Here is a 16,561-nt window from a genome sequence, read left to right as displayed (position 1 = left end):
GTTTCGCTTTTCGAGGCACAGGCAGCGCAGGCCCCCGGATCACCGGCACTGGTATTCGGAGAACAGACGCTGAGCTATTCGGAACTGAACGGTTTGTCAAACCGGCTGGCGCATTTCCTGCGCCTGAGGGGGGTAGGCCGTGAGGACCTGGTGGGGATTTGCCTGGAACGTTCTTTAGAAATGATCGTGGCGATCCTCGGTGTATTGAAGGCAGGAGGCGCATATGTACCGGTCGATCCGGGTTACCCTTCAGAGCGGATCAGTTATATGCTAAAAGACAGCGGCTGTAAGGTACTGATAGATGACTCTTTGTTATCGGAATTCCGGTCGTCATTAGCTGAATATGGTGCAGATAACCTCGCAGGTGTAAACGAATCGAGGGACCTGGCGTATGTGATCTACACCTCAGGCTCAACAGGCAAACCTAAGGGGGTGATGGTAGAACACCGGAGTGTGGTCCGCTTCTTTGAGAATATGGATAAGAGGTTCTTTTTAGAGCCGGGTTGGGTGTTCGGAGCTGTAACTAATTATACATTCGATATATCTGTACTTGAGCTTTTAGGTACATTAACAAGAGGAATAACATTATCCTTATTCTCCCAGTCGAATCCGTTGGATATTTTACAGGCAATAAGAGATAAGAAAATAAACGTATTGCAATTAACTCCTTCCGGTCTAACTCAATTAATAGAAACTGATAGAAATGACAGTATAAATCTTATTCAAACTCTAAAAGTTCTTTTAATTGGGGGAGAACCACTTGGAGTAGGGAATTACCTCAAATTAAAAAGTGGAGATAATTGTAAAGCTATCAACGTTTACGGCCCGACCGAAACAACAATTTGGAGTACTTCTTTATTAATTAGTGATAGTACCTCCCTAACCATAGGAAAACCTTTATTAAATGAGAGTATCTACATTTTAGATGCTGGTTTAAAGTTACAGCCGGTAGGTGTAATCGGGGAGATCTGTATAGGTGGAGTTGGTGTTGCGAGGGGTTACCTGAACCGTGAAGAGCTGAGCGCTGAGAAGTTTATCGCCAACCCATTCAAGTCCGGCGAACGCCTATACCGTACGGGAGACCTTGGCAGATGGCTTGCGGACGGCAATATAGAATATCATGGGCGTTTAGATGACCAGGTAAAGATCCGTGGTTACCGGATCGAGTTAGGGGAGATCGAGAGTGCGCTTAGTGGCCACGGTGATGTAAGCAGCTCGGTTGTACAGGCGCTGGATCTGGGCAGCGGCGAACGGGAGCTGGTAGCGTACGTGGTAAGCGACACGGTACTGAATGTGACTGAACTTCGGCAGCACTTGCAGGAACGTTTGCCGGGCTATATGGTACCGGGCCACTATGTACAGATGGATTCATTGCCGCTAACGAGCAATGGAAAGGTGGATAAAAAGCGGCTCCCATCGCCAGAGGGACATGTGCTTTTGGGCGGCACGGTTTACGAGGGTGCGCGTAATGAGACGGAAGCCAGGCTTATCGGGATATGGGAAGAAGTGCTCGGGCGGAATGGTATCGGGATCAATGATAACTTTTTTGACTTAGGGGGCCATAGTCTGAAGGCTATAAAACTTAAATCGATTTTAAATAAGCGATTGAATTTGTCATTTACAATCAGGGATATTTATAATTACCCAACAGTGGCGATGTTAGCCTCATGCCGAAAAACAAATGGCAACCTTATTCTGCTGAATAAAGCTGATTCAAGCAAAAAAAATGTGTATTGTATACCTCCTGTGTTCGGAAACTCGGTTTTGTATAAAGCTTTAGCAAAAAAGCTTGAAAGTTACGCAGTTTGTTACGGGCTTCAATTTGATGGGTTAGAGAGTAATGAAACCTTTTACGAATCGATTGAGCAGATTGCGAAGGCATTTAGCGAACAAATAGCGGATAAGCAGTCAGATGAAAAGTTTATTATTCTGGGATATTCGATGGGAGGGCTAATTGCTTATGAAATCGCCCGGATTTTGAAACCAAGGTTTGCCAATTTCAACCTGATGCTCATAGATGTGAGTGCCGGCGAAAGCCCGGATAACGCAGAGGATTTGCGCGATATTGAAAATGAATCTGAATGGCTTCTCAAAAATCAAGGTCAGTTTCTTGAAAATACAATCGACCAGTTACATTATCAACGTTTTTTGGCAAACAATATTCGAATGTCTAAACAACACAAAAAGGTTGGAAAAGTAGATGTAGATATCATCGCTTACGAATCAAGCGGGGCAAACAATCCCGCATGTATGGAAAGCTGGAAAAACTATACCGCTAAGGGACTTGAATTAAATTATATATCAGGCGATCATTGGCAAGCAATGTCGTCTGAAAATATTGATCTGTTTTCAGATGAAATTAGACGTCAGCTTGCGGCTAAATCCATATATGAAATGTCTTAACGGATTTAGCTCCACTGATCATTAAGTGTGACAGCTGATTTACATAGGGCACCGAATAGTTTATAGAGAATATGAAATTGCAAATCAAATAATGCGCAGAATTTTAAAGGAGATTATACTTCCGGTTGCAGGGAACATTAATTTTTTAGCTTGTGTTTTTTTAGGAATATTATCTGGCTTGTTTAGCTTTCTGTTTATTAATGGAATAACACGAATAATTTCAGAAATCATTTCCGGAAAATATAACACGGTAAACAGAGAGTATGTTCTTTCATTTGTACTGATCGTACTATTATTTGTATGGATAAGAAAGACGTTAGCGCTTAAGATTATAAAATTATCGCAAAAGATATTTTGGAGTTTGAGAAAGCAGGTACTGGAATTAATTCTAAAAACAAATTATTCGCAAATTTCCAGCAAAAAAAGTGAAATACAGACGGCAATTATCACCGATGTTAATGCATTAACAGAAGCATCAGTCAACATAATCAATTTCTTTACCGCTTTAGTGATGTCTATCAGTTGCTTGTTTTATCAAGCCTCGATTTCACTCTTTTTGTTTTCCCTAACTGTTTGCATTGCCATTGCCGGTATGGCTGTTTACTACTTTAATGCCAAGAAGAACCTGCGGAATTTTGAAACTGTTCGCAAAATGGAAACCGTTTTTTTTGAGAAATACAGAGGAATAATAGACGGATTCAAAGAAATAAACATGGAGCCTAAAAAAGGCAGTTATATGTATGAAAACATAAAAAGCACTGCCAGGCTAATGTATAAAACCAACACAATTGCTTTAACCGGTCTGTTAAATAATTCCGTAACAGGGCAGATTCTGTTTTACATCCTCATTTCCTCCATATTGCTTTTTTTTAGTGTTTCTTCTAAAGTTAAATCCAGCGATCTTGTCAGTTTTGTTTTTACATTAATTTACCTGCTTGGGTCGCTGGAGACTATTATGGTGTTATTTCCAGGATTAATAAAAGCGCGGGTTGCCTTCAATCATTTAATGGAGCTTAAAGATGACCTGGAACGGGAACTAATCAGTAGTAGTAAGCCGGAGGCAATGATTAATGAACTAAAGATACGGGACTTTAGCTCAATTGCTATAAGCGATTTAAAGTTTTCATACGATGGCGTTAATGGCTTCAGTATTGGTCCCGTACACCTGGATATTAGCAAAGGAGATGTGATTTTTTTATACGGCGGAAACGGAAGTGGAAAAACAACATTGATTTATAGCGTAATTGGCATTTATACACCAACCGTTTGGAATATAAAACTAAACGGGATACCAGTTAATAATGATACTTATGCAAGTTATCGAAACATATTTTCTGTTGTTTTTAGTGATTTCTATCTTTTTAATGAAATTATAGGTGTCGATATTATAGATTATAATGAATGGCATTATTACCTCGAATTATTTGAACTTACCGGCAAGGTAAGCCTGTCTGAGCGCGTGCTTTCAACTACCAATTTATCTACCGGGCAGCGCAAACGACTTGCCCTTATTGCCATTTTGTTAGAAAAAAAGCCAGTCCTGGTATTGGATGAATGGGCTGCAGATCAGGACCCTTATTTCCGGAAGAAATTTTATACTGAAATCATCCCATTACTTAAGCAAGAAGGTTTTACTATTATTTGTATCACACATGATGACAAATATTACAATTGTGCTGACAAGCTTTATCGAATTGATTTCGGTAAGCTGACATTGGTGAGTTCGGGAGCTTTTGCCTAATTAGAGTTGTTGTTGTTGTTGGTAGTTCATTATTAGTATGTTATAAGTTGAAAAAGACGAAGTTGTTTTTATTGCATTATGCAGGCGGGAGTGTTTATTCCTTTCAAAAATTCCGCCCTTACCTGGATGATTTTGAAGTTATTCCTATCGAATTGCCAGGTAGAGGGAAAAGGATATCTGAAGAGTTAATAAGCGATTTTGAAAAAGCTGCGCAAGACGTATTTGATCAAATTTCCAGGCTGTTGTCGCCCGGAGGGTTTTTAATTTACGGACATAGTATGGGGGCTTACCTGGCCTTAAAAGTTTGCTCGATGCTGGAACAGATAAATAGATCACCAGCATACTTAATTGTAAGTGGAAATCCTGGACCGGGAGGGTCAATAAAAAAAAACAGATATCTATTTAATCCCCCTGAATTTTTAAATGAAATCCGAAATCTGGGCGGAGCTTCAGAAGATTTTTTAAGCAATAAAGAGTTGTTAGATTTTTTTGAACCCATTTTAAGAGCTGATTTTGAGGTTGCCGAACGAAACGAAGTAGAACTTGTGCCTCCAGTACGGTCGTCTTTACATGCGATTATGGGAAATGAAGAAGAATTTGTGGATAGGATTGAGAATTGGAACAGGTTTACACAATCGGATTTTAGTTACGATATACTGGAGGGGGGGCATTTCTTTATCGATAATCATCCCGAAAAGGTTAGCGCAATTATTAAGAGTTGTGGCTTTAAAACGAAACATAACGGGCATAAATTATTGGAGGACGTGCCAGTTAGCAAAACATAACTATTGGGTTTTTTGGCAAAAATGCGGGTAGCGTATGATTGCCAAAGCCGAAGAAATAGCCCCACAATTGTTACGAAAAATTTGATGAAAGCTCGATATGACTACTTCATTATGAATCAGAAATTAAAATGCCCGTTTTTTTTAATAGATACTACTGCGAATAACAATCTAATCTTCCCAATACTCGCATTATTAATGTTTGACCTGCCTAAACCGATACTTACATCGATTATATAATGAAAGAAAAATTGAATTTCAATTTCTATTTTTTATTCCCGATGACCGCGCTGATCATATTAATTTTCGCGCTGTCAAATCAATTGTTCGGCGTTGCTCCATTAGGCAGGATCTTAAATCCATTCATCGGTGTTGTTCAATATAAGAGTGATCAAATGTACCTTCAATCTTCGTTAAAGGTACATGACCGAATGCTGCATGATTCTGTAAGCGTTTTTTTTGATAACCGTAAAGTACCGCACATTTATGCAAAAAATGATCACGACATGTATTTTGCACAAGGGTATGTCACTGCTTATTTACGCTTGTGGCAAATGGATTTTTTAACCTATGTGGGCGCAGGACGGATGTCGGAGATATTTGACAAACCCGAGTTTCTTGATTATGACCGTAATCAGAGAAGGCTTGGAATATTAGCTTCGGCCCAACAATCGCTCAAGGTGATTGAAAAAGATGTGGAAACTAACAACGCGTTGACCGCTTATACTAACGGGGTGAATGCATACATCAATAGGTTAAATTACAAAGACCTTCCTTTTGAGTATAAAATCCTGGATTATAAACCAGAGTTATGGTCTAAGTTAAAAAGTGTGATCATACTGAAACAACTTGGCAATACTTTAAGCGGGTACGAAGAGGATGCTTATCTATCAAAAATGATCCTGGCCCTGGGCGACACCGGCTTTAATAAATTATTCCCCGATTTTGTTAATGAAATATCGCCTATCGTTCCTGATAATGCTAAGTTAAAAGATTCGGTTTATAAAATTTCAAAGCCCTCATACCTGGATTTTAATTTCTTATATTCTAATTCCGTTTTATCTAAAAGCTCTTATAATCCTAAGCTCGGAAGTAATAGCTGGGCTGTATCGGGTAAAAAAACAAAATCAGGTTTTCCGATACTATGCACCGACCCTCACTTAAACCTGACGTTGCCGGCTGTTTGGTTGGAAATGCAGCTATCAGCACCGGGGACAAATGTTTATGGAGTTTGCATACCCGGAACCCCGGCAATCACTATCGGATTTAATGAAAAAATTGCATGGGGTATGACAAACGGTGCTGATGATGTTAAAGATTGGTACAAATTAAAAATCAGCAATGATTATCGTCGTTACAAATTTGATGGAAAGTGGCTTAATTTAGGATTAAGGGTTGAGGAAATTCGCAGAAGAAATCAAAAATCATTTTTCGATACCGTTTTCAGCACGATACATGGCCCTATAATAGATAATAAAAGTTTCCCAAAGTCTACCGAGTATATGAACTATGCGTTGAGCTGGCAATTACATCGGCCATCAAACGAATTTATAACGTTCATTAAACTCAATAAAGCTCAAAATTATGTCGATTTTCAGAATGCTGTAAGATCGTATTGTAGCCCAACTCAAAATTTTACGTTTGCATCTACAAATAATGATATAGCTATTTTCCATCAGGGTAATATGGCTGTAAAATCTAAAGGCCAGGGCAAGTTTATTATGGATGGTACTAAAAGCGAGTACTTATTTACCAAAAATATTTCGCCCGATAGCTTACCTCGGGTTCATAATCCTCAAAGTGGATATGTTTTTTCAGCAAATCAACATCCCACAACCCAAGCTTATCCCCATTATTATAACGGTTATTATACCGAAGCAAGGGCAAACAGGATAAATGCTCTTTTAAAGAGCGGGGATAAATTTGATGTTGAGAGAATGAAAGCTATTCAACTGGATAATGTAAGCGATATTGCTGTAAAGGCCCTTCCTCTTTTAAACAGGTTAATAAACAAGGGCAAATTGAATGCCTGGGAAGTTAAACAACTGGCTTCTATTTCCGGTTGGAATGGAGCTTATAACAAGACAGACCAAAAAGCATTATTTTTCGATTTATGGTGGAAGAAGGTCTCTGAATATACATTCGATGAATTCAATAGTTACTATTTTAATATAAGATTTCCTGATGACTATGTTTTGTTGGATTTAATTGAAAAAGACCCTGCAGACCGCATTTTCGACAAACTGGAAACCGCGAAAGTGGAAAATGCATCGGATATTATTACCCAATCGTTTATCAATGCCAACAAAGAGTACGAAAAACAAAAGCTTAAAGGCAGTATAGCCTGGGGAGACATTAATAAGGTTAATGTGCTTCATATGACAAAACTGGAAGCCCTCAGCATTAACAATCTTTCTTCTGCAGGCAATCCCAACGCTATTAATGCTGTTAGTTCGGGCTGGGGGCCTTCATGGCGAATGGTTGTTGAACTTGGTGATCATCCGAAAGCATTTGGAATTTATCCGGGTGGGCAGTCAGGAAACCCGGCAAGCAGCTATTATTCAAACTTTGTCCAGCCCTGGAATAATGGTCAATATTTTCCACTGAATTTTTACCGTTCAATTTCGGAAGCCCGAAAAGTGTCGACTAATAAATGGGTTTTCGCCAATAATTAAGATATATCTATATGAAAACTAACTTCAAAGTGTTTTTTCTCTCCGTTTTTGGTGTAACCATTACCTCTGTATTTGAGATTTTACCCTGGTGGTTTTTTTGTATTCCGCTACTGTTGCTCGGTATGTTAATTACTTTCCTTGGTTGGAAAGTGCCAACATTTATTATCGGCTTTTTGGCCGGCTTTTCTGTCTGGGTTATCGGTAACTTATATTTTTCCCATGATGGAAATCCGGTGTTAGATCAAATTGGAGCAATTATATCCGTTAACAGCAAGATGATCATATTTTTCTCAGGGCTGGTAGGGGGGCTACTGACAGGATTATCATTGCATACCGGGCACAAAATATTTGGACATGAAAATACTTCAGAATTAGATTGAGTTTGCAACCGCTCAGTTCGGTCTGATCTGATAAAGATTAAACAGATTTAACCTTGATTTCTACTTATGAGTAACGAATTGTATTACTTAAAGCCAAACGTGGTTATTGAACCACTGGTAGATAGATGGTATGCATGGTCGCATCTTATCTCGCCGGCAACAGCAGCTATGAACATAACAGGCAGGCATTTACGCATTATGGATTCATACATACAATCGCCGCAAATACATGCAGCGGCCGTGTTAAATCCTAAAATGCTGGGCGGCCCCTTTATTGATTATAAAGGGGAGCGGGTTGTTGAAATAAAAAAGCTTAGAGATGATACAGTTGCAGCAAATTCAAGATTGTTAGAGTTTGCAGAAGCTTTAAAAACGCTGGATGTTTTTTTGAAGGGGACTGCTGTCGGGTATTCGCTGGAGCCACTTTACGAAAAGGTTCCTGAAATATTAAAGGGTTATGTTGAGCTTGTATACGATTTGAACAATAATGTATCATTCCGTTTTTTTGAGTCATTGCTGTATAAGAGTGAGTTTTACAATAAAAAATCTCAAAGCATTTTACTATGGCTTACAAATAATGACGAACGGCCGTTTTGTTTAAGTACGCCAAGATTGGGTGACGATCATATGCTGGATTTGGATATTCCCTTAGATCACTTTGGTATAGATGAATTAAGCCGAATGAAACGTAATGCCGGGTCATTACCAGATATTATTGAAACTCTTAAGATTGCCCCTGCTGATGTACCGCTTTTTAAATCATTTTTTACTGTTACGCCACCTCCGGTTTATGAAAAATATAATGGAGAAAACGTGCGTATGCGATACTTTGGCCATGCTTGTATTTTATTAGAAACATGTGGGCTGAGCATTTTGATTGATCCTGTTATCAGTTATTATGGTTATACCTCGCAAATTGAACATTATTCAGATGCTGATATCCCTGATGTAATTGACTACGTTTTGATTACGCATAATCATCAGGATCATATACTCCTTGAGACCTTGTTGCCGTTACGACACAAAATAAAGAATCTTATTGTTCCGGTTACAACCAGTGGAGCCTTACAGGATCCGAGTTTAAAGCTGTTTTTTCAGCAAATTGGTTTTGATCAGGTGATCGAGATCAACGAGATGGAAGAGATCAAGTTTGAAAACTGCACAATCACGGGCCTGCCATTCACCGGAGAACATAGTGATTTAAACGTGAGGGCAAAAACATGTTTCCACGTGAGAATACAAGATTTTACCTTTCTTTTTGCCGCAGACTCAAGAATTTTAGAATCCAGGCTTTATGAACATGTGCATAGCGCAATAGGAGACATTGATGTAATATTTTTAGGAATGGAGTGCGACGGAGCACCTTTATCCTGGCTTTACGGGCCGCTTCTAACCAGTGAACTGCCTCGCGATAAGGATCAGTCAAGACGCCTTGCTGGTTCAGACTATGGTAAAGGGATAAAACTGGTAGAGATTTTTAACCCGAAAGAAGTTTACGTTTATGCAATGGGGCAGGAGCCTTGGCTTGAGTTTATCAGCAGTATAAAATATACTGATGAATCTAATCCCATAATACAATCTAACCGCCTCATAGATGATTGTAAATCGAGATCCATTATTGCCGAGCGGCTTTTTGGTGAAAAGGAAATATTGTACAGCCCCAAAAAAGAACTAATAGGCTAACGGTATTAATATTTACACTGTTTTCAAATGAATAAAGAAGCATACATTGATCAGAAGATCCTGGAGTTTGAAGAAAAATTAACTGCTATACGAACTTTACGTGCCCTTGAAAATCAAAAGAAAATTTCGGATAGAAATTACAAAGGGTTGTACCTGTTACATAAGGATGAAGTTCTCTATCTGTTTTGTATAGAACAGTTCAAATTATTGAAAGAAATGCCATGAAGAAAACAATACACATTAAATTGTGGGGCGGGCTCGGCGATGTTGTTTTATCAACCCCAATTTTTAAAGAACTCCAGTCGAGGTTTCCGGAACACCAGATTGCTGTTATTTTTGCTAATAAAGATTTTGAGGAGGTTCTGAAATACAATCCCTATATCCATAAGTTTTTGATTATTAATCGATTTAATGGGTGGTATTATGGCTTTCTCGAGCGGATGAAAATAATTTCTCCCAAAAATATCGCTTATGGTTTGGTAAGGCCTTCTTTTACTTATGAAATTGCAGCCTCGAAGATTGTTGCCGAAATGATTGGTATAGAGTTAGAGCATTCCAATGTTCAATTATTTACAACAGACGAAGAAGACACCTTTGCTAAATCTCAATTGTCAAAGTATGTAAATCCGGTAATTATCAATATCACCTCAGTGTCTTCTGCTAATCAAATGTGGCCGATTGAGTATTGGCGGGAACTGGTGAGTACAACGCCCGGGCACACTTTTATTCAGTTGGGGGTAAAAAATGAAACCTTAGTTGAAGGAGCAATTGATTTACGCGGACAAACATCCATTCGGGAATCAATAGCCTTGGTTAAGCACGCATATTTTTTTATTGGGGTGGTCTCTTTTCTTTCGCATGTTACAAATGCATTTGGCACTCCAGGCATTGTTTTTTTTGGCCCTTCTGCACCTGCGGTGTGGGGGCATGCAAATAATATTAATATTTCAAAGAATCTTACTTGCTCTCCGTGTATCGATTTTCTTGGTAAAGGTGCCTGTCCATACGACAAACTTTGTATGCGGTCAATCACCGTTGATGAAGTTCGTGATTTTCTTCTGGCGAAATCGATGAAACGAGGCGAAATAATATTTCAATGAAAAAATTTAAGTATTATTGAAGAAAAACTAAATATATAGTTTATATTGCGTTATAAATATTTTACTAAAGCTACCTATGCCTAATAATTTCTTAATATCTAAAGTTTTTAAGATCATTGCCTTCATAGTTTTATTTTCAAACACTTATTTAGCCTATGCGCAAAATTCACTAAAAGGAACCGTTAAAGGTGTTGTTGTTGATGAAAGAAAGAGTCCATTACCATCATTGACCATAACGTTGAGAAGCCAGGTTGATTCCAGTTCACATTTCAATTCGTCGAGTAGCGAAACGGGGGCATTTAGTATTGGTGTGCGCCAGGAGGGAGCTTACACCCTTAAGATTTCTTTATTAGGATACGAAACAGCAATCAGGAAAAACATTCTGGTTGATGCACATAATCCGGTTGTTGATTTAGGGGTTATAAAGCTAAATCCATCAGTGAAAATGCTTAGTACAGTGAATGTTACTGCGCAAAAGCCGCTTATTGAAAGGAGGGCGGATAAAACAATCATTAACTTGAATAGCACCATAACAACGCCTTCTGTAATGGAGTTATTTAATCAGCTGCCAGGTGTTCAGGTTGATCCGAGCGATCAGATTAATCTGAATGGGCGGGATGTAAAGATCTATATTGACGGAAAAGCTACCCCTTTATCTTCAGAAGCGTTAGCCAGTTTATTGAAAGGGATGTCTCCGACCAGTATCCAAAAGATTGAGTTGATTGCCCACCCCTCCTCAAAATATGATGCAGCCGGCAGCGGCGGCATTATAAATATTGTTAGAAAGAAAAACAAAAAAGATGGATTGAACGGCACCGTTTACGGTGGAATAGGACAGGGCGAATATGCCAAATACAGCGGTGGACTCAATCTGAACTACAAAGGAAAATCATATAACATTTTCGTCAATACCGATAACTCATTTAACAAGTATTTTGTTAATAATGAATTAAGAACGCAATTTTTTGATAACGCTAACTTAACCGGACAGTCTACTGCTTTTATAAATAGCGTTCGCAAAAACAGAACCTACACACCCAATGTTGGAATAGATTTTTATTTTACACAAAAAACCACCTTGTCTTTATCGGTTTATGATGGTATCACCATATTTAATAAGGATGCGCACTCACATACAACCGGGGTTGATGCTAATTTATCGCAAACTAACCCAACATCTTTTGATAATTTGGTTAAAACCAATTCCAATAATTTTTCATCCAGCGCGCACTTGGCCTCTGAACTGGATACAGCTGGAAAAGAGCTTTCTGCAGATTTAGATTACTATAGATATACTAATAATTCTACCCAGAACAATGTAAATAGCGTTTTTGATACTTTGGGAACATCCCTGTCAAATGCGATGTCACTTTTTGATCAGGATCGTAATTTTAGCATCTACTCGGCAAAAGTAGATTATACTCAGCCAATTAAAAAAGATGCTACCCTCGAATTAGGTTTAAAATCAAGCTATGTGAGATCAAATAACAGTAACCGTTTTTTTAATCTCACAGGAAACGATTATATACAGGATGATTCACAAAATGATTTTTTTAGATATTCTGAAAACATTAATGCCTTTTACGCAACTTATAATAAAACCAACAAGAAGTTTTCTTACCAGTTTGGGGTTCGCGGAGAAAATACCTGGGGAAAGGGCGAGCAGTTGCAAACCGGGCAGGTTTTTAACAGGAATTACTTTCAGCTTTTTCCAAGCATGTACTTTAATTATAAATTTAAGGGTGGCCACGGTTTAAATTTAAGTGCGGATAAAAAAACAGACAGGCCAACCTATGAAAACTTAAACCCGTTGATTCGTATTATTAACTCTGATAATTATTTACAAGGAAATCCCAATTTACAGCCGGTAATATCTTATAACACCTCGCTTACCTATTCGTTCAAAGATGCCTTGTATGCAACATTCAATTATAGTTTTAATAAACACGATTTTATTTACCTAACCGTTCCGTTTGACAGTACAGGAATTGCTACAACTTTACCAGAGAACAACAAACACTCTCAGTATTTTAGCTTCATTTTAGCCTATACTAAACAGATAAAACCTTGGTGGTTTACAAGCACAAATATTCGTTTGGCCCAGCAATCATTCACAACCGGGGGGGCGGATAACAGCGGATTAAATACCTCTGGTATGCTGTCTTTTAATTTTGATACTTATAATTCCTTCGCATTATCTAAACGGTTTACCTTCTTAACCTTAGTTAGATATAGAGGCAAATCAATTGAACGAAACGTTACCAATGATCCTTATGTACAATTCACTACCGGGCTTAGGCAATTGATATTTGGTACCCGTGGGTCACTGTCATTTAATTTAACTGATGTTTTTCATACCTATAAAAGCAAGTATGTTCAAAACTCGCCATTAATCAGGCAGTATTGGAACAATCATTATGAAGCTACCGTGGGGCGGTTAAGCTTTACTTACAATTTCGGTGGAAAAGTTAAAAAGATAAAATCAGGCGATCCTGCTGAGGACGAGAAGAAGAGAACAAATATTAAAGAAAATTGATCTTTTTTTTTCAAATAGGATCCGTGCTTTTGCTGTGTTTAATCCACATCGTTGTTGGTATTGTGTGATTTTATTGGAGAATATATGTTATTAAAATATCCTCTATAATAAAATATAAAAAAGTTGTTTTTTTTTTGAAACATAAAAAAAACGTGTATTTTTATAATCGTAATATCGATGATAAAAGTAATAATATCTCGATGTTTCGTTTGTTTGACCTGGAGCCTTTAATCAATAGTTAAAATGATGTTTTAAAAAAATATCCAGTTTTTTAAGCCAAGAGAAAGTATACATCTATCTATATTAAAACATTCCGATATGCCCCGGATCTTAAGTCCGTCGAAAAAGGGGAATTTTTAATATGTATTGTTTCTGGTAATATTCCTCGTTGCGATGATGGTTTTTTATGCCCATTGTCGCTACCGGGAAATGTTGTGATTTTTTTTGAATTGACCTGTTTTGCGGGATGGGGTTTTCTATGTTCAGTTTTTAGTAAATCAAAATAGAAGTAAGTCAAATCAAATGGAGGATTATCAGTTGATACTCAACGCGATTACAAAGAATAACGCGCTTTTTAGCAGGGAAAAGGTAAAGAAGGTTTTAGTAATCTTCGATGAAGAGAAAAAGTTTTTTTTGGGTGATTGTTGCGTGAGATTCGACAGGTTACGCTATTTGCGGGATTATTACAGTAACGCGGCCATAGATATCAATTTTCCACCCGGACAGAGTATTAATCAATACATGGCGTTGTTAAAGAACAATCCTAATGTAAACAGTATTCTGCCCTCAACTTATGAGGACGTTGATTTTCAGCAATACGATGTTATAATATGCGTATCCTATCACGAGGAGAGAATTATGGAACATTTCGTGGTTCGTTACAGTGTCTCCGTTAAAAACGGTGAGTTTAAGATAGCTGTTTTCTCTATGTCAAAGCCCTTCCTCGATCCGGATGGAAATGGTGTATTTGTTTTTCCTGTAAATTACGATATACTCAATTTTGTTAAGACACCTAAGCCCCTTCAATTATTCATAAGTCAAGAAGAAAAAGCGTGGGGAGAAAAATGGTTGGAAGAAAACGGCGTAACTCCTGATGACAGTCTGTTTGTTTTATTGGATTCTACAACCAGCAATCTTAAACTTCTGAAGATCTGGGTTTACTTCGAGTTTCTCGGCCATCTGTTAAAAAGAAAAAACGTAAAAATTATCAATTTTGACGAAAACGATATTGGCAAAGAAGGCTTTTATCGTGAATGGCTTGGGGATGAAAATATTGATAAAATGATTTTCTCGAAGAAGCTGTCGTTAAGGGAGGTTTTTTGTATCATTTCTTCTAAATATACCAAATTTGTCTTCGGTCCCTGTACTGGCATTATGCATTGTACATCATCAATCTACAATAAATTTTTTGACGACGGCGTATCCCGCGATCAGATTCCATTAATAGTTACTTATACGGGAACAGATTATTTGAAGAATCAAAGTGTGAATTCTTGGTGGGGAAACTCTCCGTTAGTTAACTGTTTGCTTTTAAAGAGGAGTAATGGTGAAAATAAAATAACTGTTTTGCGAAGTCTGCCGGAAGAAGAGCGAAATCAAAGAAATGAAATACCATGTAGCGAGTATACTTCAGAAATGCTGATTGGATACATAGATAAAGTTTTGATTTCTTAATGAACAGCCTCCTAATCGCAAATAATCAAAAATTATAGCATGTCGAAAATATCAATGGTCCAGGTTCCAATCTGGTTAACCCAAAGTATTTATCCTAAATCTACACTTTATAATGTCGGCGGATATGCTCTTATATCTGGCAATATATCGGAAGGTGTATTAGTCAACGCTATAAAGGATGTTTTAAATAGTACTGACGCCCTTGAAATTGCCTACAATATATTTAACGAGACATCGCAAATCATATCTCCACTTTCCTCAAAATTTGAGATCGCGATAATTGATTTAAGTGCCGCCGATGATGCGGATCATGCTTGTTTGAATTGGATTTATGAAGATATTGATAAGCCTTTAAATTTATCGGAGTATTTATTGAAAGTAGCACTGGTTAAATGTGCTTCAGATAAATACTATTGGTATACAAAAGTTCATCACCTTGCTTTTGATGGCTATTCAATGTCGCTGTTTTTTAATTCGGTAGCAGCACTGTATACAAAACGTGTTAAAGGGTTAGACGCTTCGGTTGAAAGTACATCCTATGCAGAGTTTATTGAAAATGAAGCTGTTTACCGGGAATCTCAGAATTATCAAGTTGACGCCGTTTTTTGGAACAACAGGCTCAGCGGTGATAATTTTGAAAAAGCATTTCAAACATGCGTAGAAGCTGTTGGTGTTGATACGATGTCGTCCCGACGGGAAAACCTTGTTATATCGAGAGAATCGTTTAGTCTTATTAGTCAGTTTTGTGAACTTCAAAACTGTTCGGTTTTTCATTTTTTTCTTGCTTTAATTTTAGCGCTAAATAAAAAATACGGTAATCCTGATACAGTTATTGGCATTCCGGTTTTTAACCGGATTAATAAGAGTTTTAAAAAAACACTCGGAACCTTTGTTAATGTTCTTCCATTTTCAGCCCCGTTTGCAGCTGAAAGCTCTTTTGCCGATGTGTTGAGTTTGATTAAGGCAGAGCTTAATCAATGTTTTAGGCATCAGCGCTTTCCAATATCGGAAATGCTGACGCAGGTTAACAGACGAGGCAACCTTTATAATGTAACTTTCTCCTATCAGAAAAATGCTTATGATAGCTTATTAGGTAATGCTTCTACAGTTATTCAATATCTTTCAAGCGGATATCAGCAGGATGATTTGATATTCCACCTGCTGGAATATTCTTCAGAAAGTGATTTGATTTTATCGGTTGATTATAAGTCTGATTTATTTAAAGAATCCATAATAAGGAATCTTTTAACTCATTTTGATAATTTATTACGTGAAGTTATTGCACATCCCGATGTACCAATTTCGGAGCTGGATTACCTGAGTGCTGCAGAGCGCAAAGAGCTCCTGGAAAGTTTCAATGATACGGCCGTAGCCTACCCTGAGGAGGAAACACTGGTTTCGCTTTTCGAGGCACAGGCAGCGCAGGCCGCCGGATCACCAGCACTGGTATTCGGAGAACAGACGCTGAGCTATTCGGAACTGAACGGTTTGTCAAACCGGCTGGCGCATTTCCTGCGCCTGAGGGGTGTAGGCCGTGAGGACCTGGTGGGGATCATGCAGGACCGGAGTGAATGGCTGGTGATCTCA

General features: G+C 38.1%; 11 protein-coding genes. All 11 read left to right on the top strand.

Annotated features, from left to right (window positions below; all coding sequences use genetic code 11):
- On the top strand, positions 1-2,403 hold a 2,403-nt coding region (locus ACFFGT_RS19425), incomplete at its 5' end, for a non-ribosomal peptide synthetase (protein WP_377024175.1).
- A gap of 91 nt (positions 2,404-2,494) precedes the next feature.
- Positions 2,495-4,144 carry a cyclic peptide export ABC transporter gene (locus tag ACFFGT_RS19420; RefSeq protein ID WP_377024174.1) on the top strand — a complete coding sequence of 550 codons (1,650 nt, stop codon included), beginning with the start codon at positions 2,495-2,497 and terminating at the stop codon, positions 4,142-4,144.
- 47 nt (positions 4,145-4,191) lie between these two features.
- A complete protein-coding gene (locus ACFFGT_RS19415; RefSeq protein ID WP_377024173.1) occupies positions 4,192-4,929 on the top strand; it encodes a thioesterase II family protein in 738 nt (245 codons plus the stop codon).
- Between the two features lie 236 nt (positions 4,930-5,165).
- Positions 5,166-7,601, top strand: coding sequence for a penicillin acylase family protein (locus tag ACFFGT_RS19410; RefSeq protein ID WP_377024172.1), 2,436 nt, complete (start codon positions 5,166-5,168; stop codon positions 7,599-7,601).
- 11 nt (positions 7,602-7,612) lie between these two features.
- Positions 7,613-7,981: a hypothetical protein gene (locus tag ACFFGT_RS19405; RefSeq protein ID WP_377024171.1), complete on the top strand. Its 369-nt coding sequence runs from the start codon at positions 7,613-7,615 to the stop codon at positions 7,979-7,981.
- 66 nt (positions 7,982-8,047) lie between these two features.
- Complete coding sequence (locus tag ACFFGT_RS19400; RefSeq protein WP_377024170.1) at positions 8,048-9,664, top strand: MBL fold metallo-hydrolase; 1,617 nt, start codon at positions 8,048-8,050, stop codon at positions 9,662-9,664.
- A 27-nt stretch (positions 9,665-9,691) separates the two neighbouring features.
- Positions 9,692-9,889 (top strand): hypothetical protein, encoded by a 198-nt coding sequence (locus tag ACFFGT_RS19395; protein ID WP_377024169.1) that lies wholly within the window; start codon positions 9,692-9,694, stop codon positions 9,887-9,889.
- Entirely contained in the window at positions 9,886-10,764 is an 879-nt protein-coding gene (locus ACFFGT_RS19390) for a glycosyltransferase family 9 protein (protein WP_377024168.1), read from the top strand. Before ACFFGT_RS19395 ends, ACFFGT_RS19390 begins: the two co-directional genes overlap by 4 nt.
- Before the next feature lie 76 nt (positions 10,765-10,840).
- Entirely contained in the window at positions 10,841-13,300 is a 2,460-nt protein-coding gene (locus tag ACFFGT_RS19385) for an outer membrane beta-barrel protein (RefSeq protein WP_377024167.1), read from the top strand.
- Positions 13,301-13,822: 522 nt separating this feature from the next.
- Complete coding sequence (locus ACFFGT_RS19380; protein WP_377024166.1) at positions 13,823-14,974, top strand: glycosyltransferase family 9 protein; 1,152 nt, start codon at positions 13,823-13,825, stop codon at positions 14,972-14,974.
- A 39-nt stretch (positions 14,975-15,013) separates the two neighbouring features.
- Positions 15,014-16,561 (top strand): condensation domain-containing protein (locus ACFFGT_RS19375; RefSeq protein ID WP_377024165.1); only part of this gene is annotated, 1,548 nt, incomplete at its 3' end.

It is taken from the genome of Mucilaginibacter angelicae, from assembly GCF_042434235.1.
GTDB classification, from domain to species: domain Bacteria; phylum Bacteroidota; class Bacteroidia; order Sphingobacteriales; family Sphingobacteriaceae; genus Mucilaginibacter; species Mucilaginibacter angelicae.
Note: the sequence above shows the minus strand (reverse complement) of the source record. Positions and strands in the feature narration are given on the sequence as shown.

What these genes read in the sequence shown, in the direction of transcription:
- ACFFGT_RS19390 (WP_377024168.1), top strand. Translation starts at nt 9,886, where the DNA reads ATGAAGAAAACAATACACATTAAATTGTGGGGCGGGCTCGGCGATGTT.
- ACFFGT_RS19395 (WP_377024169.1), top strand. Translation starts at nt 9,692, where the DNA reads ATGAATAAAGAAGCATACATTGATCAGAAGATCCTGGAGTTTGAAGAA.
- ACFFGT_RS19410 (WP_377024172.1), top strand. Translation starts at nt 5,166, where the DNA reads ATGAAAGAAAAATTGAATTTCAATTTCTATTTTTTATTCCCGATGACC.
- ACFFGT_RS19420 (WP_377024174.1), top strand. Translation starts at nt 2,495, where the DNA reads ATGCGCAGAATTTTAAAGGAGATTATACTTCCGGTTGCAGGGAACATT.
- ACFFGT_RS19405 (WP_377024171.1), top strand. Translation starts at nt 7,613, where the DNA reads ATGAAAACTAACTTCAAAGTGTTTTTTCTCTCCGTTTTTGGTGTAACC.
- ACFFGT_RS19385 (WP_377024167.1), top strand. Translation starts at nt 10,841, where the DNA reads ATGCCTAATAATTTCTTAATATCTAAAGTTTTTAAGATCATTGCCTTC.
- ACFFGT_RS19380 (WP_377024166.1), top strand. Translation starts at nt 13,823, where the DNA reads ATGGAGGATTATCAGTTGATACTCAACGCGATTACAAAGAATAACGCG.
- ACFFGT_RS19400 (WP_377024170.1), top strand. Translation starts at nt 8,048, where the DNA reads ATGAGTAACGAATTGTATTACTTAAAGCCAAACGTGGTTATTGAACCA.